General features: G+C 62.7%; 22 protein-coding genes and 2 pseudogenes. 14 read left to right on the top strand and 10 right to left on the bottom strand.

Annotated elements, in window-relative coordinates; all coding sequences use genetic code 11:
* Nucleotides 1–381: 381 nt before the first annotated feature.
* On the bottom strand, nucleotides 382–1,674 hold the full coding sequence (gbcA, locus tag ACVWZT_RS07320; RefSeq protein ID WP_186674967.1) for a glycine-betaine demethylase subunit GbcA: 1,293 nt from the start codon (nucleotides 1,672–1,674) through the stop codon (nucleotides 382–384).
* 293 nt (nucleotides 1,675–1,967) lie between these two features.
* Between gbcA and gbcB the strand changes: the two genes are divergently transcribed.
* Complete coding sequence (gbcB, locus tag ACVWZT_RS07315; RefSeq protein WP_296235405.1) at nucleotides 1,968–3,068, top strand: glycine-betaine demethylase subunit GbcB; 1,101 nt, start codon at nucleotides 1,968–1,970, stop codon at nucleotides 3,066–3,068.
* A 102-nt stretch (nucleotides 3,069–3,170) separates the two neighbouring features.
* On the opposite strand, the gene ACVWZT_RS07310 is transcribed toward gbcB, so the two are convergent.
* The 3 genes and pseudogenes from ACVWZT_RS07310 to ACVWZT_RS07300 all read right to left on the bottom strand — a co-directional run.
* Nucleotides 3,171–3,626, bottom strand: coding sequence for an REP-associated tyrosine transposase (locus ACVWZT_RS07310; RefSeq protein ID WP_457468768.1), 456 nt, complete (start codon nucleotides 3,624–3,626; stop codon nucleotides 3,171–3,173).
* Between the two features lie 200 nt (nucleotides 3,627–3,826).
* Nucleotides 3,827–4,690: a methyl-accepting chemotaxis protein gene (locus ACVWZT_RS07305; RefSeq protein ID WP_457472036.1), complete on the bottom strand. Its 864-nt coding sequence runs from the start codon at nucleotides 4,688–4,690 to the stop codon at nucleotides 3,827–3,829.
* Nucleotides 4,682–5,452 (bottom strand): annotated as a pseudogene (locus tag ACVWZT_RS07300) (MCP four helix bundle domain-containing protein); the annotation flags it as partial. The pseudogene ACVWZT_RS07300 and the gene ACVWZT_RS07305, both read right to left, overlap by 9 nt.
* A 275-nt stretch (nucleotides 5,453–5,727) precedes the next feature.
* On the opposite strand from ACVWZT_RS07300, the gene ACVWZT_RS07295 reads away from it, so the two are divergent.
* The 4 genes and pseudogenes from ACVWZT_RS07295 (at nucleotide 5,728) to ACVWZT_RS07280 (ending at nucleotide 8,317) form a co-directional block, all read left to right on the top strand.
* Entirely contained in the window at nucleotides 5,728–5,964 is a 237-nt protein-coding gene (locus ACVWZT_RS07295) for a hypothetical protein (RefSeq protein ID WP_457468766.1), read from the top strand.
* Nucleotides 5,961–6,263, top strand: coding sequence for a cell division protein ZapA (locus ACVWZT_RS07290; protein WP_170027875.1), 303 nt, complete (start codon nucleotides 5,961–5,963; stop codon nucleotides 6,261–6,263). Before ACVWZT_RS07295 ends, ACVWZT_RS07290 begins: the two co-directional genes overlap by 4 nt.
* 116 nt (nucleotides 6,264–6,379) lie before the next feature.
* Nucleotides 6,380–7,453 (top strand): annotated as a pseudogene (locus tag ACVWZT_RS07285) (HAMP domain-containing protein); the annotation flags it as partial.
* Between the two features lie 126 nt (nucleotides 7,454–7,579).
* Nucleotides 7,580–8,317: a methyl-accepting chemotaxis protein gene (locus ACVWZT_RS07280; RefSeq protein ID WP_457472035.1), complete on the top strand. Its 738-nt coding sequence runs from the start codon at nucleotides 7,580–7,582 to the stop codon at nucleotides 8,315–8,317.
* Nucleotides 8,318–8,415: 98 nt separating this feature from the next.
* Here the strand turns inward: ACVWZT_RS07280 and ACVWZT_RS07275 are convergent, their stop codons facing one another.
* A complete protein-coding gene (locus ACVWZT_RS07275; RefSeq protein WP_457468765.1) occupies nucleotides 8,416–9,456 on the bottom strand; it encodes a threonine aldolase family protein in 1,041 nt (346 codons plus the stop codon).
* Between the two features lie 292 nt (nucleotides 9,457–9,748).
* On the opposite strand from ACVWZT_RS07275, the gene ACVWZT_RS07270 reads away from it, so the two are divergent.
* From ACVWZT_RS07270 to fdhA, 7 genes are all read left to right on the top strand, one after another.
* Nucleotides 9,749–11,002 (top strand): serine hydroxymethyltransferase, encoded by a 1,254-nt coding sequence (locus tag ACVWZT_RS07270; RefSeq protein WP_296231244.1) that lies wholly within the window; start codon nucleotides 9,749–9,751, stop codon nucleotides 11,000–11,002.
* Nucleotides 11,003–11,017: 15 nt separating this feature from the next.
* A complete protein-coding gene (locus tag ACVWZT_RS07265; RefSeq protein WP_296231245.1) occupies nucleotides 11,018–12,268 on the top strand; it encodes a sarcosine oxidase subunit beta family protein in 1,251 nt (416 codons plus the stop codon).
* Between the two features lie 14 nt (nucleotides 12,269–12,282).
* Nucleotides 12,283–12,618 (top strand): sarcosine oxidase subunit delta, encoded by a 336-nt coding sequence (locus tag ACVWZT_RS07260; RefSeq protein WP_170027881.1) that lies wholly within the window; start codon nucleotides 12,283–12,285, stop codon nucleotides 12,616–12,618.
* Complete coding sequence (locus ACVWZT_RS07255; RefSeq protein ID WP_296231248.1) at nucleotides 12,615–15,632, top strand: sarcosine oxidase subunit alpha; 3,018 nt, start codon at nucleotides 12,615–12,617, stop codon at nucleotides 15,630–15,632. Before ACVWZT_RS07260 ends, ACVWZT_RS07255 begins: the two co-directional genes overlap by 4 nt.
* A 74-nt stretch (nucleotides 15,633–15,706) precedes the next feature.
* Nucleotides 15,707–16,339, top strand: coding sequence for a sarcosine oxidase subunit gamma (locus ACVWZT_RS07250; RefSeq protein WP_296231249.1), 633 nt, complete (start codon nucleotides 15,707–15,709; stop codon nucleotides 16,337–16,339).
* 11 nt (nucleotides 16,340–16,350) lie between these two features.
* Nucleotides 16,351–17,208: a formyltetrahydrofolate deformylase gene (gene purU, locus ACVWZT_RS07245; protein ID WP_198757337.1), complete on the top strand. Its 858-nt coding sequence runs from the start codon at nucleotides 16,351–16,353 to the stop codon at nucleotides 17,206–17,208.
* Between the two features lie 269 nt (nucleotides 17,209–17,477).
* Nucleotides 17,478–18,677 (top strand): formaldehyde dehydrogenase, glutathione-independent, encoded by a 1,200-nt coding sequence (fdhA, locus tag ACVWZT_RS07240; RefSeq protein WP_051095434.1) that lies wholly within the window; start codon nucleotides 17,478–17,480, stop codon nucleotides 18,675–18,677.
* Nucleotides 18,678–18,718: 41 nt separating this feature from the next.
* Here the strand turns inward: fdhA and ACVWZT_RS07235 are convergent, their stop codons facing one another.
* The gene (locus ACVWZT_RS07235) at nucleotides 18,719–19,204 is read right to left on the bottom strand and encodes a TIGR02594 family protein (protein ID WP_457468762.1); all 486 of its coding nucleotides are present in this window, start codon (nucleotides 19,202–19,204) and stop codon (nucleotides 18,719–18,721) included.
* 163 nt (nucleotides 19,205–19,367) lie between these two features.
* Between ACVWZT_RS07235 and ACVWZT_RS07230 the strand changes: the two genes are divergently transcribed.
* Nucleotides 19,368–19,937 (top strand): DUF2780 domain-containing protein, encoded by a 570-nt coding sequence (locus ACVWZT_RS07230; RefSeq protein ID WP_457468761.1) that lies wholly within the window; start codon nucleotides 19,368–19,370, stop codon nucleotides 19,935–19,937.
* Nucleotides 19,938–20,372: 435 nt separating this feature from the next.
* Here the strand turns inward: ACVWZT_RS07230 and ACVWZT_RS07225 are convergent, their stop codons facing one another.
* Nucleotides 20,373–21,260, bottom strand: a complete 888-nt coding sequence (locus tag ACVWZT_RS07225; RefSeq protein ID WP_296231255.1) for an acyltransferase — start codon at nucleotides 21,258–21,260, stop codon at nucleotides 20,373–20,375.
* 182 nt (nucleotides 21,261–21,442) lie between these two features.
* On the opposite strand from ACVWZT_RS07225, the gene rloA2 reads away from it, so the two are divergent.
* Entirely contained in the window at nucleotides 21,443–21,943 is a 501-nt protein-coding gene (gene rloA2, locus ACVWZT_RS07220; RefSeq protein ID WP_457468759.1) for a retropepsin-like aspartic peptidase RloA2, read from the top strand.
* Nucleotides 21,944–22,019: 76 nt separating this feature from the next.
* On the opposite strand, the gene ACVWZT_RS07215 is transcribed toward rloA2, so the two are convergent.
* The 3 genes from ACVWZT_RS07215 to ACVWZT_RS07205 all read right to left on the bottom strand — a co-directional run bounded on the left by ACVWZT_RS07215 (nucleotide 22,020) and on the right by ACVWZT_RS07205 (nucleotide 26,139).
* The gene (locus ACVWZT_RS07215) at nucleotides 22,020–22,643 is read right to left on the bottom strand and encodes a glutathione S-transferase (RefSeq protein ID WP_457468758.1); all 624 of its coding nucleotides are present in this window, start codon (nucleotides 22,641–22,643) and stop codon (nucleotides 22,020–22,022) included.
* Between the two features lie 2 nt (nucleotides 22,644–22,645).
* Complete coding sequence (msrA, locus tag ACVWZT_RS07210; RefSeq protein WP_296231258.1) at nucleotides 22,646–23,311, bottom strand: peptide-methionine (S)-S-oxide reductase MsrA; 666 nt, start codon at nucleotides 23,309–23,311, stop codon at nucleotides 22,646–22,648.
* A gap of 137 nt (nucleotides 23,312–23,448) precedes the next feature.
* Nucleotides 23,449–26,139 (bottom strand): putative bifunctional diguanylate cyclase/phosphodiesterase, encoded by a 2,691-nt coding sequence (locus tag ACVWZT_RS07205; protein ID WP_296231259.1) that lies wholly within the window; start codon nucleotides 26,137–26,139, stop codon nucleotides 23,449–23,451.
* Nucleotides 26,140–26,253: the final 114 nt, after the last annotated feature.

The following is a 26,253-nucleotide window of genomic DNA, read 5'->3' as shown; positions in this document are numbered from 1 at the left end:
TGTTAGCCCCTCTGTGGATAATATGTTCGGTATCCGCTGCGAGCCACGTATTCCGGGGCGTTGACAGATTTGTTCAAAAACTGATCAAGCCTCGCTTTTCACCCACTCCGAACTTGATAATCAGGGCCTTGCAGCGCTTATCCACAATTCCGTTGCGAATGCTTCCGCGGTTGCCCACAAACTCTGTTGGTGGCTCTGTGGATAAGGTGTATGAACACCGCTGCATCCGAGTGTGCATGCGGGTTTGACCGAGTTGGTCAAACAATGATCAGCCATTCACGGGGCGGGTGTTTCGGGGGGAGGGGTGAACGCGGTTTCGGACGGGGAGTGAAGGCAGGAAAAACCCCGCCACCAAACATCGTTCAGTGGCGGGGGGCGGGCTTACTGCGCCTGCACTTCCTTCAGGTAAGGTGCCGGCTCAGCCCCCAGGTTGTTGAGCAACCGCTGGCTGTACCAGTCGATGAAATTGACCACGCCGAACTCGTAGGTCTTCGAGTAAGGGCCAGGCTGGTACGCAGTGGAGTTGATCCCGCGCTGGTTCTCTTCGGCCAGGCGGCGGTCCTGGTCGTTGGTGGCGTCCCACACCTTGCGCATGCGCTCCGGATCGTAATCGACACCTTCCACGGCATCCTTGTGTACCAGCCACTTGGTGGTGACCATGGTTTCCTGGGCGCTGATCGGCCACACGGTGAACACGATCATGTGGTCGCCCATGCAGTGGTTCCACGAGTGTGGCAGGTGCAGGATGCGCATCGAGCCCAGGTCCGGGTTCTTGATGCGGCCCATCAGCTTCTGGCAGGCCTGCTTGCCGTCCATGGTCATCGACACGGTGCCCTTGAGCAGCGGCATGCGCACGATGCGGTTACGCAGGCCATGGCTCTTGTGCAGGTACGGGATTTTCTCGGCTTCCCAGGCAGCGGCCGAGGCGGCCACGTGGTCCTTGAATTCCTGGCTGGCGCGCGGATCGTTGGTGTCGTCCCATTCCAGCAGGGTCTGCAGCAGTTCCGGGTGCGAACCGTTGCAGTGGTAGCACTCGCGGTTGTTTTCCAGCACCAGCTTCCAGTTGGCCTTTTCCATCAAGGTGGTTTGCACCGCCACCTTGGTGTTCTCCATGTCGTACGGCTCCATGTAGTGGTCCAGGGTGGCCAGGAAGTCGTCGATGGCAGGCGGGTTCTCCGCCAGGCTGATGAAGATGTAGCCGCCGGCGACTTTGACGTTCACCGGCTTCAGGCCGTACTGGTTCATGTCGAAGTCGGCGCCCATTTCGGTGCCGGCGAACAGCAGGCGGCCGTCCAGTTCGTAGGTCCACTGGTGGTACGGGCAGACCAGCTTGGCCACCTTGCCCTTGTCGCTGACGCACAGGCGCGAGCCGCGGTGACGGCAGACGTTGTGGAAGGCATGCACCTTGCCTTCGGCACCACGCACCACAATGATCGGGTTTTTGCCGATCTGCAGGGTGATGTAATTGCCCTTGGCCGGAATCTCGCAGGTCATGCCGGCAATCAGCCACTCCTTGTGGAAGATCTCCTGCATGTCGATCTGGAACAGACGCTCGTCGTTGTAGAACGGCTGCGGCAGCGAGAAGGTGCGCTCGCGGGTCTGCAGCATTTCGGCGGTTGCCTTGCGTGCAGGTTCCAGTGGATCGCCCAGGCTCAGGGTTGCGGTGACGTCCATCGTGTATTCCTCGGGGCCGTGTGCGGCCGGCAAAAGGTGGCTAATCGTTGTTGTGGTGCCGCAAGGCTGCTTATCAAGAAACAGCGGTTGTTTTGCCGTGGAGTGTGCGTCCGAAGACGTCGCGAACCGTATCCATGGGCGACATGGCCGAATTGAATTACGACTCCGCAGCCCTTGTGGTGCGCGGCTGGTCGCGATAAGCACGCCGATGTCGCTGGCAGGAATGTACGTCGTCTTCAGCTTGCGCATTATCCAAGCCATAAAAGGCCAATAGTCGGCTGCTGGAGATGAACATGTCCGATACCTTCCTCAATCCGGTCACCACCCAGACCTGGGCCAACGGCCGCCACATCGTGCGCTGCGTCAAGGTCATCCAGGAGACCTGGGACGTGCGCACCTTCTGCTTCATGGCCGACCAGCCGATCATGTTCTTCTTCAAGCCTGGGCAGTTCGTCACCCTGGAGCTGGAGATCGAAGGCAAGCCGGTGATGCGCTCCTACACCATCTCCAGCTCGCCTTCGGTGCCCTACAGCTTCTCGATCACGGTCAAGCGCGTACCGGGCGGCCTGGTGTCCAACTTCCTCCACGACACCATGCACGAAGGCGCCGAACTGCCAGTGCACGGCCCGGTCGGGCTGTTCAACGCCATCGATTTCCCGGCGCAGAAGGTGCTGTACCTTTCCGGTGGCGTGGGCATTACCCCGGTGATGTCGATGGCGCGCTGGTTCTACGACACCAACGGCAATGTCGACATGGTATTTGTGCATAGCGCCCGTTCGCCGAAGGACATCATCTACCATCGCGAGCTGGAGCAGATGGCTTCGCGCATCCCCAACTTCAGCCTGCACATCATCTGTGAAAAGCATGGCCTGGGTGAGCCGTGGGCGGGTTATCGCGGCTACCTGAACCAGCGCCTGATGGAACTGATTGCGCCGGACTACATGGAGCGCGTGGTGTTCTGCTGCGGCCCGACGCCTTACATGAGCGCGGTCAAGCGCATGCTCGAAGCGGTGGGCTTCGACATGAAGAACTACCACGAGGAGTCGTTCGGCGCCACGCCGCCGGAAGCCAAGGCGGACGCGGTCGAGCATGCCGAACAGGCTGCCGATGCGCCGGTACTGGACGCCGCCGACCTCAACCTGGTGGAGTTCATCGGCAGCGAGAAGAGTATCCGCATCGCCCCGGGCGAGACCGTGCATGCAGCGGCGGCCAAGGTTGGCCTGATGATCCCGAAAGCCTGCGGTATGGGCATCTGCGGCACCTGCAAGGTGCTCAAGCTGGGCGGTGAAGTCGAGATGGAGCACAACGGCGGCATCACCGAAGAGGACGAAGCCGAGGGCTACATCCTGTCGTGCTGCAGTGTGCCGAAAGGGGATGTGCGGATCGATTACTGATGTGCGGGCCTTTTCGCGGGGCAAGCCCGCTCCCACAGGTTTCACCGCTGGCCTGAGGTAGCACAGAACCTGTGGGAGCGGGCTTGCCCCGCGAAGAGGCCATCAAATCCACACAGCATCCCAATGCGGATAATCGCCAACCCGGCGAACCAACCCCGCTCTCATGGGATTGGCAACGATATACCTGGCCACCTGCACAACACTCTCCTCACGGCGCAAGGCATGGTCGTGGTAGCCTGGCTGCCATAGCCGCCTGCGCGGCATGCCGACTTTATAAAGCGCATGAGTGCTGCGCGACTTGAACCTGCGCATCAAGCAGCACAACGTGCCACTTCGTAATTCGATCAACCAGTGGACATGGTCTGGCATCACTACCCAGGCCAGGGAGCGGCAGAGGCCATCGAGCTCGGTTTGCCTCAGTTGGTGGATCACACTGCGGGCGAGCTGGAAGTGGGTGAAGATCCGTTCGCGTTCGTGAGTGACGGTGGTCAGCAGGTAGAGCCCGCCTGGCTGTGAGAAACGGCCACGGCGCAGCAGGTGGGAATGGGCACGGTCCATGTGTTGCTCCCTTTGAAGATTCAGGGAAAAACACTAGGTCAGCTGGGCTCAGTGCGGGGTGGGGAATGGTTGCGGGATGTTGGCTGACAGTGCCGGCCTCTTCGCGGGGCAAGCCCGCTCCCACAAGTTGAACTGCCAACACTATCCACTGTAGGAGCGGGCTTGCCCCGCGAATGGGCCGCAAAGCGGCCCCGGCAATCTCAGGTCCGGAAACGAGCCACCAGCCCATTCAAGTCCACAGCCAGCCGCGACAATTCAGCACTCGCCGCACTGGTCTGATTCGCGCCCGTAGCGCTCTGCACCGACAGGTCATTGATGTTCACCAGGTTGCGGTCCACTTCCCGCGCCACCTGCGCCTGTTCTTCCGCAGCGCTGGCAATCACCAGGTTGCGTTCGTTGATCTGCGCCACCGCCCCGGCAATGGTATCCAGCGCCAGGCCCGCGCCCCGGGCGATATTCAGGGTCGATTCGGCACGTTCGGTGCTGGTGCGCATCGACTCCACGGCCTCTTCGGTACCGCCCTGAATGCTGCCGATCATCCGCTCGATCTCGCTGGTCGACTGCTGGGTTCGGTGGGCCAGCGCCCGCACTTCATCGGCGACCACGGCAAAACCACGGCCTGCCTCGCCGGCACGTGCCGCCTCGATCGCCGCGTTGAGCGCCAGCAGGTTGGTCTGGTCTGCCAGGCCACGGATCACGTCGAGCACCTTGCCGATATCACGCGACTGTTCGGCCAGGTGGGTGATCAGCTTGGCGGTGGCTTGTACGTCGCCGCTCATGCGTTCGATGGCACCCACGGTTTCCATGACCAGGTCGCGGCCATCGCCAGCCGAACGGCTGGCTTCGCTGGAGGCTTCCGAGGTGCTGACCGCATTGCGCGCCACTTCCTCCACGGCGCTGGTCATCTCTGTGACCGCCGTGGCGGCCTGTTCGATTTCATTGTTCTGCTGCTGCAGGCCACGGGCGCTTTCGTCGGTGACGGCATTCAGTTCCTCGGCAGCGGATGCCAGCTGAGTCGCCGAGCCGGCAATCAGCTGCAAGGTGTCGCGCAGCTTGTCTTGCATGCGGGCCATGGCGCGCAGCAGGCGGGCAGCTTCGTCGGTACCCTCGGCATGGATGACGTGGGTCAGGTCGCCGTCGGCGATCTGCTCGGCGCATCTGAGCGCCGCGTCGATCGGCTTGACGATGCTGCGGGTCAGCAGGAGCGCGCAGACAAACGTCAGCACGGTGGCGGCGACCAGCAGGACGATCACCAGAGAGAAGGCCGCGTCATACTGGCTGGCGGCTTTCGCGTTGGTGTCACGGGTCTGCTCGGTGTTGATCCGTACCAGTGTCTCCATGATCTTGTTGATCTGCTCGGAGTTGGCCTGCAAGTCACGGTTGAGGACATCTCTCAGTTCGTCGAGGCGGCCGGCCTGGTTCAGGCTGCGCATGTGCGCTTCTAGCTGGCGGTACTGGTTGAGCGACTGGACGTACTGGTCGTACGCGGCCTGTTCGTCGGCGGCAGTGATCAGCGGCACATAGGCTTCGCGCGCGCGGTCCATCTGCTGGTTGCGCTGGTCCATCAGGTTGAGGATTTCCTGCTGGCTTTGCGGGTCGCGGTTGACCAGCAGGCGGTAGGAGAGGCTGCGCAGGCGCAGGTTCAGCGCGCTTATTTCATCCAGCGTCTTGATGGCGGGGACGCTGACTTGCTCGATGACCAGGCCGGCCTGGCGGATGTTGCCCATCTGCATCAGGGAGAAAATACCGAGGCCGAGCATCAGCAGGCCGATAAGCGCAAAGCCCAGCAGTGCTCGCGGGGCAATATTGATGTTGCGTAATGACATGGAGGGCAGATCCAGGGAAGTGAAGGAGAGGCACCCAGTGCGACAGAATGTGTCTCTTTGAGTATCGGTCGTGACCAGTCAGTCTTGAGTGTGCGCCTGGCAAAATTCCGGGCTGGCCCGGGGTGTTCCTGACCGGCGGTTGACCCAGGTCGGAACAAGGGGCCGGTTACCCTGTCAATCTGCGGGTTCGACACGTTGTGAATCCGATATTTAATGGCGACGAGCGGCACTTTTCTTTATCGTGTGCGCCCCTCGCAACAACCTGAGATAGACCCATGCTGGAATCTTCCCTGAATCAAATCGAGCAACTGGTCAACGACCTGCTGCAGAAGAACGCCCAACTCACCGAGCAGAACTCGGCTCTCGGCCAGGAACTGGCCCAGGCCAAGGAAGAGAACGAGACCCTGCAACTGTCGCTGATGGAGCAGGAAGAGAAGAACGGCAGCACCGCCGCGCGCCTGCAAGCCCTGGTCGAGCGCGCCAACGCCAACGCCGGCGTCGTCGGCGCATGACGCTACGTGCCCAGCCGATCAATGTCGTGTCGATCCTCGGCAACGACTATTCGATCAAGGCGCCTGAAGGCCAGGAAGCGACCTTGGCCCAGGCCGTGCAAATGCTCAATACCGCCCTGGCCCAGACCAAGCGCCAATACCCGACGCTGATCGGCGACAAGCTGCTGGTGCTGGCTGCGTTGAACCTGTGTTCGCGGCAGATCGAACTGCAGGATGAGCACCGCAAGACGCTGGAGCGTACCCAGGCGCAGATAGACGCCACCGTGGACACCATCGTCCGGACTATTGCCGAACAATGACGGGCTGATGCCGAAATTCCTGTGGGAACAGTGCCGTTGTTCTAGATTGCTGGATTAACTGAATACGCGAGTGTATACACTTTCCGCAAAACAATAATTATGCGGGGAGCAGGGGCATGCGTATCTGGCGTAAGAGCATCCAGTGGCAAATGATCACCAGCATGGGCGCTGCCCTGCTGGTGAGCATTCTGGTCGTTGTCATCATTTTCACCGTGGCGCTCAACCGCCTCACCGAACGCTACTTGGTGGGCAGTGCCCTGCCGGCCAGCATCGAAGCCATCCGCAACGACATCGAGCGCATGCTTGGCCAGCCGCTGGTAGCGGCGGCGGACATCGCCGGCAATACGCTACTGCGTGACTGGCTCGCCGAAGGCGAGAACCCCGCGCAGGTGCCGCAGTTCATCGAATACCTCACCGCTGCCAAACAGCGCAATCAGGCGTTCACCACCCTGTTCGTGTCCACCGAAACCGGTCATTACTACAACGAGAATGGCCTGGACCGCACGCTCAGCCGCAGCAACCCGAAGGACAAGTGGTTCTACGGCTACATCGACAGCGGCGCCGAGCGGTTCATCAATATCGACATCGATGGCGCCACCGGCGAGCTGGCGCTGTTCATCGACTACCGTGTGGAAAAGCACGGCCAGCTGGTCGGCGTGGCCGGCATGGGCCTGCGCATGACCGAGCTGTCGAAGCTGATTCACGACTTCAGTTTTGGCGAAAGCGGCAAGGTGTTTCTGGTGCGCAATGACGGCTTGATCCAGGTGCACCCGGATAATGCCTTCAGCGGCAAGCGGCAGTTGGCCGAGCAGCTCGGTGCGGACGCCGCCAAGGCTGTGATGAGCGGGGCGCAGGGCCTGCGCAGCAGCCGCTTCAGCCGTGACGGCGAACGCTACCTGGCGCTCGGCCTGCCTTTGCGCGAGTTGAACTGGACCTTGGTCGCCGAGGTGCCGGAGCAGGAAATTTACGCGCAAATGCAGCAGGCGGTGTGGCTGACCAGCCTGATCGGCGGTGGCGTGGCGCTGCTGTCACTGCTGCTGGTAGTGCTGCTGGCGCGCGGCCTGGTACGGCCGATCCGTCGCGTCACCGCCGCGTTGTTGCAGATAGGCAGTGGCGCGGGAGATCTCAGTCAGCGCCTGGACGATACACGCCAGGACGAACTGGGTGACCTGGCTCGCGGATTCAACCGTTTCCTCGACAGCCAGCGCCGGCTGATCGGTGACGTGCTGCAGACTTCCGAACGCCTGCACCGGGCGGTGGAACAGGTGACCGTGGTGGTGGACAACACGGCCGAACGTTCCGGGCGCCAGCAGGAAATGACCGAAATGGTTGCCACGGCCGTGCACGAGATGGGCCTGACCGTGCAGGACATCGCCCGCAATGCCGGCGATGCGGCCCAGGCCTCGCAGGCGGCGCGCGATGAAGCCGTGCAGGCGCGCGAAGTGGTGCGGCGCTCGGTCCAGGGCATCGAGGGCATGTCGGGCGATATTGGCAAGGCGGCCGAGGCTGTGGGCCAGTTGGCCGGTGAAGTCGCCTCGATCGATGAAGTACTCGCGGTGATCCGCAGCATTTCCGAACAGACCAACCTGCTGGCGCTGAATGCCGCCATCGAGGCCGCACGGGCAGGGGACATGGGGCGCGGGTTCGCCGTGGTGGCCGATGAAGTGCGCACCTTGGCGCGGCGCACGCAGCTGTCCACCGACGAGGTGCAGCAGATGATCCAGCGCCTGAAGCAGGGCGCAGGCGTGGCGGTGAGTTCGATGCAGGCCGGGCAGCAGGCCACCGGCAGCGGTGTCGAGTCGAGCCAGCGCACAGGCGCATCGCTGGGGGCCATTACCGAGCGGGTCGAGCATATCAGCGACATGAACCATCAGGTTGCGACGGCCACCGAAGAGCAATCGGCGGTGACCGAGGAAATCAACCGCACGGTGCAGGGGATCTCCGACCTGGCGCGCGAGACGGCGGCGGAGGTGCAAGGCTGTCGCGAAGAGTGCCGGGCGTTGCGTGGGCTGGCCGATGACCTGGCGCGGCAGATGGGTGGGTTCAAGCTCTAAACGGTGTTGGTTTCTTCGCGGGCCGGCCCGCTTCCACGGGTCCTGCACAGTGCTCGAAGGCAGCAGTACCCTGCGGTAGCGGGCGGGCCCGGGGCAGGTCAGGCGCCGATGATGCTGCGGATATCCGCAGCCAGCTCGCGCACTCGCTCTTCCTCGGTATCCCACGAGCACATGAAGCGCGCCCCGCCACTACCGATGAAGGTATAGAACCGCCAGCCCTTGGCCCGCAGCGCTTCGATCGCATGCTCCGGCATCTGCAGGAACACCCCGTTGGCTTCCACCGGGAACATCAGTTCCACACCCGACAGATCGCTGACCAGCGAAGCCAGCAACTGTGCGCAGCGGTTGGCATGTGCGCCGTAGCGCAACCAGGCGCCGTCTTCCAGCAGGCCCACCCATGGCGCCGACAGGAAGCGCATCTTCGATGCCAGCTGGCCGGCCTGCTTGCAGCGGTAGTCGAAGTCCTCGGCCAGCTGGCGGTTGAAGAACAGGATTGCTTCACCCACGGCCATGCCGTTCTTGGTGCCGCCAAAGCACAGCACGTCGACGCCGGCCTTCCAGGTCAGCTCGGCCGGGCTGCAACCCAGGAACGAGCAGGCGTTGGAAAAGCGCGCGCCGTCCATGTGCAGGTTCAGGCCCAGCTCCTTGCAGGTGGCGCTGATCGCCCGCAGCTCGTCGGGGCGGTACACCGTGCCTACTTCGGTGGCCTGGGTAATGGTTACCACGCGTGGCTTGGGGTAGTGGATGTCCTGCCGCTTCAGGGCCACTTCACGAATCGACTGCGGGGTCAGCTTGCCGTGGACGCTGGCTGCGGTCAGCAGCTTGGAGCCGTTGGAGAAGAATTCCGGCGCGCCGCATTCGTCGGTTTCGACGTGGGCGGTCTCGGAGCAGATAACGCTGTGGTAGCTCTGGCACAGCGAGGCCAGGGCCAGGGAGTTGGCGGCGGTGCCGTTGAAGGCGAAGAATACCTCGCAGTCGGTTTCGAACAGGTTGCGGAAGTATTCGGCGGCGCGCTCGGTCCACTGATCGTCGCCGTAGGCGCGGTCGTGACCGTGGTTGGCCTTTTCCATCGCCGCCCAGGCTTCGGGGCAGATACCGGAATAATTGTCGCTGGCGAATTGTTGGCTCTTATCTGTCATGACACTGTCCTGTGAACGACGCAGGACAGCACTCTAAACCATTGCTGAAACGGTTGCCTATACAAGCTGCCAGTGCCGCCCCTTCGCGGATAAATCCACCTACGAACGGCGCATGGCGTGTAGGCGCGGATTTATCCGCGAAGGGCCGGCATGTGCACCACAAAAGCCAATGTCGTAAACGCGCCATTGCAAGGCGTGCGCAGGCATCTGACCCGCCCCGGCCAGTCATAACATCGCCACAAAGGGTCACAGTGCCCCACGACAAGAAATGTTCGCCGCCGGGAGATACACGATGTTCAGCAAGCAAGACCAGATCCAGGGTTACGATGATGCACTTCTGGCGGCGATGAATGCCGAAGAACAGCGCCAGGAAGACCATATCGAGCTGATCGCCTCGGAAAACTACACCTCCAAGCGCGTGATGCAGGCCCAAGGCAGCGGCCTGACCAACAAGTACGCCGAAGGCTACCCGGGCAAGCGCTACTACGGTGGCTGCGAGCATGTGGACAAGGTCGAGGCGCTGGCCATCGAGCGCGCCAAGCAGCTGTTCGGCGCCGATTACGCCAACGTCCAGCCGCACTCCGGCTCGTCGGCCAACAGCGCGGTCTACCTGGCCCTGCTGCAGCCTGGTGACACCATTCTCGGCATGAGCCTGGCCCATGGCGGCCACCTGACTCACGGCGCCAAGGTGTCGTCCTCGGGCAAACTGTACAACGCCGTGCAGTACGGTATCGACACCAACACCGGCCTGATCGACTATGACGAAGTCGAACGTCTGGCGGTCGAGCACAAGCCGAAAATGATCGTTGCCGGCTTCTCGGCCTACTCCAAGACCCTCGATTTCCCACGCTTCCGTGCCATCGCCGACAAGGTCGGTGCGCTGCTGTTCGTCGACATGGCCCACGTTGCCGGCCTGGTCGCCGCTGGCCTGTACCCGAACCCGATCCCGTTCGCCGATGTGGTCACCACCACCACCCACAAGACCCTGCGCGGCCCGCGTGGCGGCCTGATCCTGGCCAAGTCGAACGAAGAGATCGAGAAGAAGCTCAACGCCGCTGTATTCCCGGGCGCCCAGGGCGGCCCGCTGATGCACGTGATTGCCGCCAAGGCCGTGTGCTTCAAGGAAGCGCTGGAGCCTGAATTCAAGGCCTACCAGAAACAAGTGATCGAAAACGCCCAGGCCATGGCCCAGGTGTTCATCGACCGTGGCTACGACGTGGTCTCCGGTGGTACCGACAACCACCTGTTCCTGGTCAGCCTGATTCGCCAGGGCCTCACCGGCAAAGACGCCGATGCCGCCCTGGGCCGCGCACACATTACCGTCAACAAGAACGCCGTGCCGAACGACCCGCAGTCGCCGTTCGTCACTTCGGGCCTGCGTATCGGTACCCCGGCCGTCACCACCCGCGGCTTCAAGGTCGCCCAGTGCGTGGCCCTGGCCGGCTGGATCTGCGACATCCTCGACAACCTCGGTGACGCAGACGTCGAAGCCGATGTGGCGAAGAACGTCGCGGCGCTGTGCGCAGATTTCCCTGTTTACCGCTGAGTGGAGCCACACACCATGCAACGTTACTCGGGCTTCGGCCTTTTCAAGCACTCCCTCAGCCACCACGAGAACTGGCAGCGCATGTGGCGCACGCCAACCCCTAAAAAGGTCTACGACGTAGTTATCGTCGGCGGTGGCGGCCATGGCCTGGCCACGGCCTACTACTTGGCCAAGGAGCACGGCATCACCAACGTTGCCGTGATCGAGAAGGGTTACCTGGGCGGCGGCAACACCGCCCGTAACACCACCATCGTGCGTTCCAACTACCTGTGGGACGAGTCGGCGCACCTGTACGAGCACGCCATGAAGTTGTGGGAGGGCCTGTCCCAGGACCTCAACTACAACGTGATGTTCTCCCAGCGCGGCGTCTACAACCTGTGCCACACCCTGCAGGACATGCGTGATTCCGAGCGCCGCGTCTCTGCCAACCGCCTGAATGGCGTGGATGGCGAACTGCTGAACACTGCCCAGGTCGCGGCCGAGATCCCGTACCTGGACTGCTCGAAGAACACCCGTTACCCGATCCTTGGCGCCACCGTACAGCGCCGTGGCGGCGTGGCCCGTCACGACGCCGTGGCCTGGGGCTTCGCCCGTGCTGCCGACGCCCTGGGCGTGGACCTGATCCAGCAGACCGAAGTGACCGGTTTCCGCAAGGAAAACGGCGCGGTCATCGGCGTGGAAACCAACAAAGGCTTCATCGGCGCCAAGCGCGTGGGCGTGGTCACCGCTGGTAACTCCGGGCACATGGCCAGGCTCGCCGGCTTCCGTCTGCCGCTGGAGTCGCACCCGTTGCAGGCGCTGGTATCCGAGCCGATCAAGCCGATCATCGACAGCGTGATCATGTCCAACGCCGTACACGGCTACATCAGCCAGTCGGACAAGGGCGACCTGGTGATCGGTGCCGGCATCGACGGCTGGGTCGGCTACGGCCAGCGCGGTTCGTACCCGGTGATCGAGCACACTCTGCAGGCCATCGTCGAAATGTTCCCCAATCTTTCGCGCGTTCGCATGAACCGCCAGTGGGGCGGCATCGTCGATACCTCGCCGGACGCCTGCCCGATCATCACCAAGACCCCGGTCAAGAACCTGTTCTTCAACTGCGGTTGGGGTACCGGCGGCTTCAAGGCAACCCCGGGTTCGGGCAATGTCTTCGCCGCAAGCCTGGCCAAGGGCGAGATGCACCCACTGGCCGCGCCGTTCTCCATGGACCGTTTCTACAACGGCGCACTGATCGACGAACACGGCGCCGCCGCCGTCGCCCACTAACCGGAGACACCGTCATGTTGCATATTTTCTGTCCCCACTGCGGCGAGCTGCGCTCCGAAGAAGAGTTCCACGCCTCTGGCCAGGCGCACATCGCCCGCCCGCTGGACCCCAACGCCTGCTCCGACGAAGAGTGGGGTACCTACATGTTCTACCGTGACAACCCACGCGGTATCCACCACGAACTGTGGGACCACGTTGCCGGCTGCCGCCAGTACTTCAACGTCACCCGCGACACCGTGACCTACGAAATTCTGGAAACCTACAAGATTGGCGAGAAGCCGCAAGTGACCGCCAACGGCAAGCAAAGCAGCGCACCGTCGACCGTCAAAGGCCAAGGGGAAAAAGTATGAGCCAGACCTATCGCCTCGCCAGCGGCGGCCGTATCGACCGCAGCAAGGTCCTTAACTTCAGCTTCAACGGCAAGACCTACCAGGGTTATGCCGGCGACACTCTGGCCGCCGCGTTGCTGGCCAACGGCGTCGACATCGTTGGCCGCAGCTTCAAGTACTCGCGCCCGCGCGGCATCATCGCCGCCGGTACCGAAGAGCCGAATGCCATCCTGCAGATCGGCTCCAGCGAAGCCACCCAGATCCCCAACGTGCGTGCCACCCAACAGGCACTGTACGCAGGCCTGGTCGCCACCAGCACCAACGGCTGGCCGAACGTCAACAACGACGTCATGGGCATCCTCGGCAAGGTCGGCGGCAGCATGATGCCGCCGGGCTTCTACTACAAAACCTTCATGTACCCGAAATCGTTCTGGATGACTTACGAGAAGTACATCCGCAAAGCCGCCGGCCTTGGCCGCGCGCCGCTGCAGAACGACCCGGACAGCTACGACTACATGAACCAGCACTGCGACGTGCTGATCGTCGGTGCCGGCCCTGCTGGCCTGGCTGCGGCCCTGGCCGCTGCGCGCAGCGGTGCCCGGGTGATCCTGGCTGACGAGCAGGAAGAGTTCGGCGGCAGCCTGCTCGACACCCGCGAAACCCTCGACGGCAAGCCTGCCACCGAATGGGTCAACGCCGTGGTCAAAGAGCTGGAAAGCCTGCCGGAAGTGACCCTGCTGCCACGTGCCACGGTCAACGGCTACCACGACCATAACTTCCTGACCATCCACGAGCGCCTCACCGACCACCTTGGCGACCGCGCCCCGATCGGCCAGGTACGCCACCGTGTGCACCGCGTCCGCGCCAAGCGCGTGGTGCTGGCCACCGGCGCCCACGAGCGCCCGCTGGTGTACGGCAATAACGACGTGCCGGGCAACATGCTGGCCGGTGCCGTTTCCACCTATGTGCGCCGTTACGGTGTGGCCCCGGGTCGCAAGCTGGTGCTGTCGACCAACAACGACCACGCCTACCGCGCCGCGCTGGACTGGCACGATGCCGGCCTGCAAGTGGTCGCCATCGCCGACGCCCGCCACAACCCGCGTGGCTCGCTGGTTGAAGAAGCGCGTGCCAAGGGCATCCGCATCCTCACCTCCAGCGCCGTGATCGAGGCCAAAGGCAGCAAGCATGTCACCGGCGCCCGCGTGGCCGCCATCGACGTTCAGGCGCACAAGGTCACCAGCCCTGGCGAGACCCTGGACTGCGACCTGATCGCCACTTCCGGCGGTTACAGCCCGGTCGTGCACCTGGCTTCGCACCTGGGCGGCCGGCCGATCTGGCGTGAAGACATCCTCGGCTTCGTACCGGGTGATGCGCCGCAGAAGCGTGAATGTGTCGGCGGTATCAATGGTGTGTACCCCCTGGGCGACGCGATTGCCGATGGTTTCGAAGGCGGCGTGCGCGCAGCCACCGAAGCCGGCTTCAAGGCCACTGTCGGCAGCCTGCCGAAAACCGTGGCGCGCAAGGAAGAGGCCACAGTGGCGCTGTTCCAGGTGCCGCACGACAAGGGCACTGCCCGTGCGCCCAAGCAGTTCGTCGACCAGCAGAACGACGTAACCGCGGCCGCCATCGAACTGGCCACCCGCGAAGGCTTCGAGTCGGTCGAGCACGTCAAACGCTACACCGCGCTGGGCTTCGGTACCGACCAGGGCAAGCTGGGCAACATCAACGGCCTGGCCATCGCCGCCCGTTCGATGGGCATCACCATCCCGGAAATGGGCACCACCATGTTCCGCCCCAATTACACGCCGGTAACTTTCGGCGCGGTAGCAGGCCGGCACTGTGGCCACCTGTTCGAGCCCGTGCGCTTCACTGCCCTGCATGCCTGGCACGTGAAGAATGGCGCCGAGTTCGAAGATGTCGGCCAATGGAAGCGCCCCTGGTACTTCCCGAAGGCCGGTGAAGACATCCATGCCGCGGTTGCCCGTGAATGCAAGGCCGTGCGCGACAGCGTGGGCCTGCTGGACGCCTCGACCCTCGGCAAGATCGACATCCAGGGCCCGGATGCGCGTGAGTTCCTCAACCGCATCTACACCAATGCGTGGACCAAGCTCGACGTGGGCAAGGCCCGCTACGGCCTGATGTGCAAGGAAGACGGCATGGTCTTCGACGACGGCGTGACTGCCTGCGTCGGCGACAACCACTTCATCATGACCACCACCACCGGCGGCGCTGCACGGGTGCTGCAGTGGATGGAGCTGTACCACCAGACCGAATGGCCGGAACTGAAGGTGTACTTCACCTCGGTCACCGACCACTGGGCCACCATGACCCTGTCCGGCCCCAACAGCCGCAAGCTGCTGAGCGAGCTGACCGACATCGACATGGACAAGGAAGCCTTCCCGTTCATGACCTGGAAGGAAGGCAATGTCGGCGGCGTGCCGGCCCGGGTGTTCCGTATCTCGTTCACCGGTGAGCTGTCGTACGAAGTCAACGTGCAGGCCAACTACGCCATGGGCGTGCTGGAGCAGATCATCGAGGCGGGCAAGAAGTACAACCTGACCCCGTACGGCACCGAGACCATGCACGTGCTGCGTGCCGAGAAGGGCTTCATCATCGTTGGTCAGGACACCGACGGCTCGATGACCCCGGACGACCTGAACATGAGCTGGTGCGTGGGCCGCAACAAGCCGTACTCGTGGATCGGCCTGCGTGGCATGAACCGTGAAGACTGCGTGCGCGAGAACCGCAAGCAGCTGGTGGGCCTGAAGCCGGTCGACCCGACCAAGTGGCTGCCGGAAGGTGCCCAGCTGGTCTTCGATCCAAAGCAGCCGATCCCGATGGACATGGTCGGCCACGTCACCTCCAGCTACGTGGCCAACTCCCTGGGTTATTCCTTCGCCATGGGTGTGGTCAAGGGCGGCCTCAAGCGCATGGGCGAGCGCGTGTACTCGCCGCAGGCGGATGGCAGCGTGATCGAGGCGGAGATCGTGTCTTCGGTGTTCTTCGATCCGAAGGGTGAGCGGCAGAACGTCTAAGGCCCCGGATGACGGCGCAGCCTGCTTGCAGTGCTGCGTCGCCCTGACGAACAAGAATACAAGGCAGGTAAGAAATGAGCGCTATCAACGTCTTCCAGCAAAACCCCGGCGCCGAGGCCAAGGCCCAGTCGCCACTGCACCATGCCGACCTGGCCAGCCTGGTTGGCAAAGGCCGCAAGAACGCAGGCGTGACCCTGCGTGAACGCAAGTTCCTCGGCCACCTGACCATTCGTGGCGATGGCCATGACCCAGAGTTCGCCGCCGGCGTGCACAAGGCCCTGGGCCTGGAGCTGCCAGTGGCCCTGACCGTGGTCGCCAACAACGAAATGTCGCTGCAATGGATGGGCCCTGACGAGTGGTTGCTGATCGTCCCGGGCGGCCAGGAATTTGCCGTCGAGCAAAAACTGCGTGCAGCCCTTGAAGGCCAGCACATCCAGGTGGTCAACGTCAGCGGTGGGCAGAGCCTGCTCGAGCTGCGCGGCCCGCACGTGCGCGAAGTGCTGATGAAGTCCACCAGCTATGATGTTCATCCGAACAACTTCCCGGTGGGCAAGGCCGTCGGTACCGTGTTCGCCAAGTCGCAACTGGTGATCCGCCGCACCGCCGAAGACACCTGGGAGCTGGTGATTCGCCGCAGCTTCGCCGACTACTGGTGGCTGTGGCTGCAGGACGCTTCGGCCGAGTACGGCCTGAGCATCGAAGCTTAAGGAGAGCGAGCATGAGTCGGGCACCGGATACCTGGATTCTCACCGCCGACTGCCCGAGCATGCTCGGTACCGTCGACGTGGTGACGCGTTACCTCTTCGAGCAGCGCTGCTACGTGACGGAGCACCACTCCTTCGATGACCGGCTGTCGGGGCGTTTCTTCATTCGCGTGGAGTTTCGCCAGCCGGACGATTTCGACGAGGCCGGCTTCCGTGCCGGCCTCGCCGAGCGCAGTGACGCATTCGGCATGGCCTTCGAGCTGACTGCGCCGAACCACCGCCCCAAGGTGGTGATCATGGTGTCCAAGGCTGACCACTGCCTCAATGACCTGCTGTATCGCCAGCGCATCGGCCAGCTGGCCATGGATGTGGTCGCGGTGGTGTCCAACCACCCTGACCTCGAACCTTTGGCGCACTGGCACAAGATTCCTTACTACCACTTCGCCCTTGACCCCAAGGACAAGCCGGCGCAAGAGCGCAAGGTGATCCAGGTGATCGAGGAAACCGGTGCGGAGCTGGTGGTGCTTGCCCGTTACATGCAGGTGCTGTCGCCGGAGCTGTGCCGCCGCCTGGATGGCTGGGCGATCAACATCCACCACTCGCTGTTGCCCGGTTTCAAAGGCGCCAAGCCTTATCACCAGGCGTACAACAAGGGCGTCAAAATGGTGGGCGCCACGGCGCACTACATCAACAACGACCTGGACGAAGGGCCGATCATCGCCCAGGGCGTGGAGGTAGTGGACCACAGCCATTACCCGGAAGACCTGATTGCCAAGGGACGTGACATCGAATGCCTGACCCTGGCGCGGGCGGTGGGCTATCACATCGAACGCCGGGTGTTCCTCAACGCCAACAGGACGGTCGTTCTCTAACAACCTGCACCGGCCATTCGCGGGCAAGCCCGCTCCCACAGGTTATATGCGGCCTTCACAGCTGGCATTCTTCCTGTGGGAGCGGGCTTGCCCGCGAATGGACCAACACAATTTCCCCTGCCGTTAAATGGCATCTCCCTGTCGCTTCCAGTCAGTGCAAGTCGCCGTATCAGGCCCACAATTCCCTGCATTCCAGAAACACATGCCGCCCATGGATGGCGGCGCGATCAACCACCGCTGCATAAATACAAATCAAGCGAGGTAAGAGCATGTCTGGCAATCGTGGAGTGGTATATCTCGGCGCCGGCAAGGTCGAGGTGCAGAAGATCGACTACCCGAAAATGCAGGACCCACGCGGCAACAAGATCGAGCACGGCGTGATCCTGAAGGTGGTCTCCACCAACATCTGCGGCTCAGACCAGCACATGGTCCGCGGTCGCACGACTGCCCAGGTCGGCCTGGTCCTGGGCCACGAAATCACTGGTGAAATCGTCGAGATGGGGCGTGATGTCGAACGCCTGAAAATCGGTGACCTGGTGTCGGTACCGTTCAACGTTGCCTGCGGCCGCTGCCGCTCCTGCAAGGAAATGCACACCGGTGTCTGCCTCACCGTCAACCCGGCGCGCGCCGGCGGGGCCTACGGTTACGTCGACATGGGCGACTGGACCGGCGGCCAGGCCGAATATGTGCTGGTGCCGTATGCCGACTTCAACCTGCTGAAACTGCCTGATCGCGACAAGGCCATGGAGAAGATCCGTGACCTGACCTGCCTGTCCGACATCCTGCCGACCGGCTACCACGGTGCTGTCACCGCTGGCGTAGGCCCGGGCAGCACCGTTTATGTCGCCGGTGCCGGCCCGGTCGGCCTGGCCGCCGCCGCCTCGGCACGCTTGCTCGGTGCCGCCTGTGTCATCGTCGGCGACCTCAACCCGGCCCGTCTGGCCCACGCCAAGTCGCAGGGTTTCGAAGTGGTCGACCTGTCCAAGGACACCCCGCTGCACGAGCAGATCGTCGACATTCTCGGCGAGCCGGAAGTGGACTGCGCCGTCGACGCCGTTGGCTTCGAGGCTCGCGGCCATGGTCACGAAGGTGCCAAGCATGAAGCCCCGGCCACGGTGCTGAACTCGCTGATGCAGGTGACCCGTGTTGCTGGCAATATCGGTATCCCGGGCCTGTACGTGACTGAAGACCCGGGTGCGGTGGATGCTGCTGCGAAGATCGGCGCGCTGAGCATCCGCTTCGGTCTGGGCTGGGCGAAATCGCACAGCTTCCACACCGGCCAGACCCCGACCATGAAGTACAACCGCCAGTTGATGCAGGCGATCATGTGGGATCGGATCAACATCGCCGAAGTGGTGGGGGTTCAGGTGATCAACCTGGATCAGGCGCCGGAAGGCTATGGCGAGTTCGATGCGGGCGTACCGAAGAAGTTTGTAATCGACCCGCACAAGATGTGGGGCGCGGCGTAACCTCTACATGCAACGCCCCCGCCCGGGGGCGTTGTTGTCATTCATGCCTCTGTGGACGACAGCGGCACGTCATCCGCCACCACCGCCAGTGGTTCGTCCACCACCGGCACGCCGGCCGGCCAGCGGTAGCCGCTGACTCTGCCCAGCTCGAATGCCCTGATATTCACCGCATCGTTTTGATTGCCGCCGAGCACCAGCAAATTGCCATCCACCGTTTTTCCGGTGGCGAAGCCGACATGCCCGCCGCCAACGCGGGTGAAAACGACGATGCAGCCAGTGACCGGGCGTTGCAGCTCAATCCCCCAGTTCAGGTAGGACGTGGCACTCTCGAAACGTGAGGAACGTACGCCCACGCGTTCCAGCATCGCGCCGACGAAGGCTGCGCACCAAGGGGTCTCGTCGTCTTTTATTCCACCGCGCCTTATGTCTTTCCACATCTGTAGGACCTCTGGGTTGTGCTGAACACCGACAACCTCTTCGAGGCCGATATGTTTGCGCGCTTCGTCGAGCCAGGGGTAGTTGCTCATGGGTGGTTTTTCTCGGTTCGCTACAGGTGCAGCCACACTATCGAGCCCCGGCGGGCAGGGGCGGCGGGTAGCGCTGCCCCCGATGATCGGCCCGGAACCAAGCCCTGTTGCGCCAGTCGAATGCCTCGTTTCCCAGGCCATAGCGGCCAATGAGGCTCCTCCGATGAAAGCATTCACCCTGGCAACCCTGATGACCCTGGCTGCAAGCCCGGCGTTCGCCTTCAACCTCGGCGATGCAGCCAATGCCGTCTCTGCCATGCAGACGCAAAAGCAGCAGGGGCAGGTGCAGGCGCCCGAAGCACAGGCCAACCTGCTCAACACCCTTGGCAGCGAGCTGAAGATCACCCCGGAGCAGGCCGTGGGCGGCGCAGGGGCGATGCTGGGGCTGGCGCGCAACAACCTCAGCAGCGATGACTACGGCCAGTTGACCAAGGCCGTGCCCGGGCTCGACCTGCTCTCCGGCGTCAATGCCCTGGGTGGCCTGAGCGGCCTGGGCGCATTGCTCGGCGATAACAGCGAAAACCAGTCGGCCCTGAGCAAGGCGCTGGGCAACGATGTGGAGAACCGTAGCGACCTGGATGCTGCATTCAAGGCATTGGGGATGGATACCGGCATGATCGGCCAGTTCGCCCCGCTGATCCTGCAGTACCTGGGGCAGCAAGGCATTGCCGGTTCTCTTTTGCAAAATCTGGGAAGTTTGTGGGCGACACCGACCACGGTACCAACCGTTTAACGATCGATATCAGCGCTTTCACAGCCGATTGGCCGCACTTCATACAGTTCAGTACCTATCATTTTTGCCAGTTACTTCGCTGCATCGTATTGCTTAGGATCAAGTCGCGTGGGTAAGCCCCGCTTCGATCATCCAGCGGGTTGATGGCGCAAGCCACCTGCCAGCGCTTGATCCTTCATCCGGTCTGATCTTTTATCCGGTGCTCAACACGCCGCCAGGCAAGAACTCCAACATCAATATTCTGTGCACTTTCCCTTTGATGGAGGTACTGTGAGGTACTGGTACAGGTGCGACGTTGTCGATTCAGTCATTCTTTTATGTCGTGGGTAGCGCTGGCTTGCCCTTGGCGAAGTAGTACCTGTCATCCGCGTGACGATGCCCGCCGATAGAAGTGGAAAAGCAAGCTTCGTGTATGACGCCAGGGATCAAGTCTTCTCAGTGCATCTCGGCGCGCAAGGCCGCGATGCGCTGGTCTTTGTCCATCCACAGCTGGTTCACCCAGGCCTGGACGGTTTGGCGAAACGCCGAATCGTTTTCGTAATCCCCGGCCCACAATGCCGGGTCCAGCTCACGCACCTGGATGTCGATGATAACCCGGTTGATACTACCATTGAGCAGGTCCCAGAACCCCGGTGCAGAGACGCCGGGATAAACGATGGTCACATCCAGCAGCGCATCCAGCTGTTCGCCCAGCGCCGCCAGCACGAAGGCCACGCCGCCGGCCTTGGGTTTGAGCAGGTAGCGGTAGGGCGATTGCTGCTCGCGGTGCTTGGCCTCGGTAAAACGGGTGCCTTCAAGGTAATTGACCACGGTCACCGGCTGACGCTTGAACAGCTCACAGGCGGCCTTGGTGATTTCCAGGTCCTTGCCCTTGAGCTCGGGGTGCTTCTCGAGGAAGGCCTTGCTGTAGCGCTTCATGAACGGGTAGTCCAGGCCCCACCAGGCCAGGCCCAGCAGCGGCACCCAGATCAGCTCCTTCTTGAGGAAGAACTTGAAAAACGGTGTGCGGCGGTTGAGGCTTTCGATCAGCGCCGGGATGTCGACCCAGGTCTGATGGTTGCTGACGGCCAGGTAAGAAGTGTGCCTGCGCAGGTTCTCGACCCCACGTATGTCCCACTGCGTAGGAATGCACAGGGCGAAAATGGCCTTGTCGATCTCCGACCAGGTTTCGGCCACCCACATTACCGCCCACGAAGCATAGTCACGCCCTCGGCCTGGCAGCACCAGCTTGAGCAGGGCGAACACCAGCAGTGGGCCGATCAGCACCAGGGTGTTGAGCAGCAGCAGGGTGGTGGTGAGGATGCCGGTCAGCAGGCGACGCATAAGGAGACTCTTGTTGTGGGATGAAAACGGTTGGCAATGATAAGCAGGGCCGTGGCCTACGCCAAATTTCCAGTGCCCGGCGGTTGGGACAAATGTTTCACATTATGTTGGTTAGGCTTGTGACAGCGAACCTATCCTGCCAGTGCAGTCTAAGCACTGACACTTCTCAAGGAAGCCTGCCTGTGAAATATCTGTTTGCCATGTTGTCGCTGTTGGCCCTGCCAGCAATGGCTGCCGAGCCGACCCTTTATGGTCGTTATGAAAACATTGCCCTGCCCGAGCTGGGTGAAACCCTGAAAGCCAAGATGGACACCGGTGCCTTCACCGCGTCGCTGTCGGCCAAGGACATCGAAATGTTCACCCGCGATGGCGACGAGTGGGTGCGTTTCCGCCTGGCCACCAAGGACTCGGACGGCAAGGTGTACGAGCACAAGGTGTCGCGCATCAGCAAGATCAAGGCACGTGCTGACGAGGAAGACGAAGGCGATGGGCCGGAAGTCTCCAAGCGCCCGGTAGTGGACCTGGAGCTGTGCCTGGGTGACATGAAGCGCACCGTGGAAGTGAACCTGGTGGACCGCAGCAGCTTCAACTACCCGCTGCTGGTGGGTTCCAAGGCACTGCGCGAGTTCAAGGCGGCGGTCGACCCGGCGAAGAAGTTCACCGCCGGCAAGCCTGACTGCTGATACCGGTGCTGGCCTCATCACGGATAAATCCGCCCCTGCAATGCCGGCAGGAGCGGATTTATCCGCGATTGGCCGGTCAGGCTGTCGGGGCTGTAGCAACCATCGATGGGCGCTTGGCCACCTCGGCATACCATGCAGCCAAGCCAGGCTGGTGCTCACGCCAACCGAACTCTGGCTGACGCAGGTCCAGATACCCTAGCGCACAGGCCACGCCAATCGCCGCAAGATCGAATCCGGACGCCAGCTCTGCCAGGTGCTGTTGCTCGAGGTTTGCCAAGCTGCGGCGAATCTTCTCGGCTTGCGCTTGCAGCCAGCCATCCCAGCGTTTGTCTTGCGGCCGCAGGAAGCTCTCGTAGCGGCTCGAAACCGCCGCATCCATGATCGCATCCGCCTGGGAGGCCAGCGTCATGCGCCGCCAGCGTGCCGAACCCTCACGTGGCAGCAGCGGCTGGCCGACATGTTGCAGGTCGAGGTATTCACAGATCACCCGGCTGTCGTGCAGCACGGTGCCATCTTCCAGGCGCAAGGCCGGGATCTTGCCGATCGGGTTGTCCTGGTTCAGCTGGGGGTCGCCACTGACCGGGCTGATATTCACCGGTTGCAACTTGACCCGCTCCAGCTGGCCGGTTTCGTGCAATACCACCATGACCTTGCGCACGAAAGGCGACAGCGGCGCGTGGAACAGCGTCATCGTGCTCACGCTCAGTTACCCTGCAGGCTGGGTGGCAGGCATACACCGGTACCGCCGATACCGCAGTAGCCGTCCGGGTTCTTGGCCAGGTACTGCTGGTGGTAGGCCTCGGCGAAGTACACGGTCGGCGCCTGGTCGATCTCGGTGGTGATTTCGCCGAAACCGGCTTTGCTCAGTTCGGCCTGGTAGGCGTCGCGGCTGGCCTTGGCCTGTTCCAGCTGTTCCGGGCTGGTGCAGTAGATGGCCGAGCGGTACTGGGTACCGACATCGTTGCCCTGGCGCATGCCCTGGGTCGGGTTGTGCAGCTCCCAGAACATCGCCAGCAGCTCGCGGTAGCTGACCTTGTCCTTGTCGAACACCACCAGCACCACTTCGGTGTGGCCGGTCAGGCCCGAGCAGACTTCCTCGTAGGTAGGGTTCGGGGTGAAACCGCCAGCGTAGCCAACCACGGTGCTGACCACACCTTCACGCTGCCAGAAGCGACGTTCGGCGCCCCAGAAGCAACCCAGGCCGAAGATGGCGAAGTCGACGTTCTGGAAGAACGGGCCGAGCAGCGGCGTGTCTTTGAACACGTAGTGGAACTCGGGCAACTTCATTGGCGTTTCGCGGCCAGGCAGGGCCTGCTCCGCGGTAGGCATGACATTTTTGTTCACCAGGATTTCCGAACGCAGGACCATGGCCATTCCTCTGTATGTCCGTTGAATTGGGTAAGCCCTATCGCGGATGAATCCGCGCCTACGGGAATCGTGCAGGCGTGGCTTTGTCCGCGATGAGGCCCGAATGGGATCTAGTGTGCCCGAGCTTGGCGCTGCTGTCAGGCCAGCGGACCACGCGGATAGCGCTTCAGCCGTTCGGCCAGCTCACGCCCGGGGATTGGCCGGTCGAACAGGTAACCCTGGCCAACGTCGCAGCGGTGCCGGCGCAGGAACGCCAGTTGTTCCGGCGTCTCGATACCCTCGGCCACCACCTTCAGCTTGAGGTTGTGAGCCATGGCCACTACCGCCGAAGTGATCTCCATGTCGTCCTGGTTGTCCGGTATCTCGTTGATGAAGCTGCGGTCGATCTTGAGGATGTCGATGGGAAACTTCTTCAGGTAGCTCAGCGACGAATAGCCGGTACCAAAATCGTCCATGGCCAGGGTCAGGCCCAGGGCCTTCAGCTCGTCCAGCTGGCGGTGGGTGTCTTCGGTGGCCTCCAGCAGCAGGCCTTCGGTCAGTTCCAGCTCCAGCAAGTGCGGGGGCAGGGCTTCTTCCTTGAGGATAGTGCTGATCGACGCCACCAGGTCGGGGTCGGAGAATTGCTTGGGCGACAGGTTGATGGCCACATGCAGGTTGCCCATGCCGGCTTCGCGCAGCTGCTGGCTCATGCGGCACGACTGGCGCACCACCCATTTGCCGATAGGGATGATCAGGCCGGTCTCTTCCGCTACGCTGATGAACTGGTCCGGGCGGATCATGCCGCGCTCGGGGTGGTTCCAGCGCAGAAGAGCCTCCAGCCCTAGCAGGCGACCGCTGCGCAGGCACAGCTTGGGCTGGTAGAACACCTCCAGCTCATTCTGGGTCAGGGCGCGGCGCAGGTTGTTCTCGACGAACAGCTTGTAGCTGGCTTCGGCATTCAGCACCTCGGTAAACACCTGCACCTGGTGCTTGCCGTTGGCCTTGGCCTTGTGCAGTGCCAGGCCGGCATTCTTCATCAGGCTGGCCGGGTCGGTACCGTGCAGTGGCGCGTAGGCCAGGCCCACCGATGCGGTGACGTTGATCAGCTGGTTGTCGACGAACATCGGCTTGTCGAGGGTACGCAGCAATTGCATGGCAACGCCTTGGCCTTCTTCGAGACGGGTATCGTCGAGCAGCACGGCGAACTCGTTACTGGCGAAGCGCGCCAGGATGCCGCCGGTGTGCAGGCTGTTGCGCAGGCGTCGGGCCAGGCTGATCAACAGCTTGTCGCCGGTCTGGTGGCCCAGGCTGTCGTTGATGCGCTTGAAGTTGTCGATGTCCACCAGCAGCAGGCACATGGCGTTTTCGCCGTCACGGGCGAAGCACTCGTCCAGGCTGCGGATGAACGCCGGGCGGTTGCCCAGGTTGGTCAGGTTGTCGGTGTAGGCCAGGCGCTCGATGCGTTGCTGGGCCAGCTTGGTCTGGGTGACGTCTTCGTAGATGCCGATGTAGTGGGTCAGCTCACGGTTGTCGCCGTACACCTTGGAGATCGACAATTGGCCCCAGTAGGGCTCCAGGTTCTTGCGCCGGCTTTTGAACTCGCCCTGCCAGCTGTTGCCCATGGCCAGGCTCGAGGGCGAGTCGAACAGCAATTCGCTGAGGTTCTCCAGGGCCGGTAGCTCACCCAGGTGGCGGCCCTGGACTTCCTCGGTGCTGTACTGGGTGATCGCGGTGAAACTTGGGTTGACGTACTCCACCACGCCGTCGCGGTTGACCAGCAGGAAGGCGCTGGCGCTCTGCTCCACTGCGCGCTGGAACAGGTGCAGGGCACTGGCCGCAGCGCGCCGGTTGTGGTTGGTGATGACTTGGGCGAACTGGTCGGCCAGCTCGCCGGCAAAGGCAATTTCGTCCGACTGCCAGGCCCGCGTCTGGCCGGTCTGCTCCAGGCACAGTACGCCAACTACCTGGCCATCAACGCGAATGCTGGCATCGAGCATGGCCTTGTTCGCCGAAAACAGGCTTTGCGCCAGCGCGCGGGTGCGCGGGTCGTGGCCGGCATTGTGGGCATCGATGGCGCGGCTGGCATGCAGTGCGTCGAGGTAGTCGGGGAAGCGGCTGGCATCGATGGCTTCGGGCTGGCGATGCGCTTGTGCATCGCGGTACCAGGCAGTGATCGGTTCCAACTGCTGGCCGTCCAGGTGCCAGATGCTGGCGCAGTCGACCTTGTAGATTTCACAGGCGCTCTGGGTGATCAGCTGGGCAGCCTCCAGCAGCGAATTTCCGCCGCTGTAGCGCTGGCGGGCCAGGCGCAGGATCAGGTCCTGCTGGCCGCGTACCCGCTCCAGGTGCTCGAGTTGTTCCTGTTGCGCGCGCTGGTTCAACTGCAGGGCCAGTTGCAAGCGGTTGTTACGCGATTCCAGGTCACTGGCCCCGGCTTCGCCGCTCTCTTCGGCGTGGTCATCAAGCACGCTGAGGTAGCCACGCACCAGTTGGCGGTTGTGCTGCTTGTAGGTTTCCCCCACCTCCAGCAGGCGTAGCGGTGCCGTTGGCGTGTGCAAGGTGTAGCGCACGCGGTAGTAGCCGCGCTGGGCCAGCTGCAGCTGGATCTCGTCGTGCAGCCGGTAGCGGGCTTCGGGCTCCATCAGGCTGGCGTAGGGAGCATCGACCAGGGCGCACAGGTCGCTGGCGTGCAAGCCGAACTGGCGTTCGCAGGCCGGGTCCAGGTAGAGCATGGCCCAGGTGGCTTCGTTGAGCCTTTCGAAACGCAGCATGCCGAGCCGCGAGGGCACGGGTAACTGCGTGACGACCTCGGCCGCCACACGGCTGGCGGCATCGGGTTGGCTTTTCATCGAAGACTCGCTTGAAGAAGGGACGCGGCCTATGGGCAGCGGCTGATCTGGCAAGGTTGCATCATGTCCAGGGGGCTGGCAAGCCGCCATATGTGATGCTGTGTACGGGTTATC

This window comes from Pseudomonas sp. TE21394 (genome assembly GCF_054057835.1).
The sequence above is the reverse complement of the archived record's forward strand: the minus strand, read 5'-3'. Positions and strand labels throughout refer to the sequence as shown.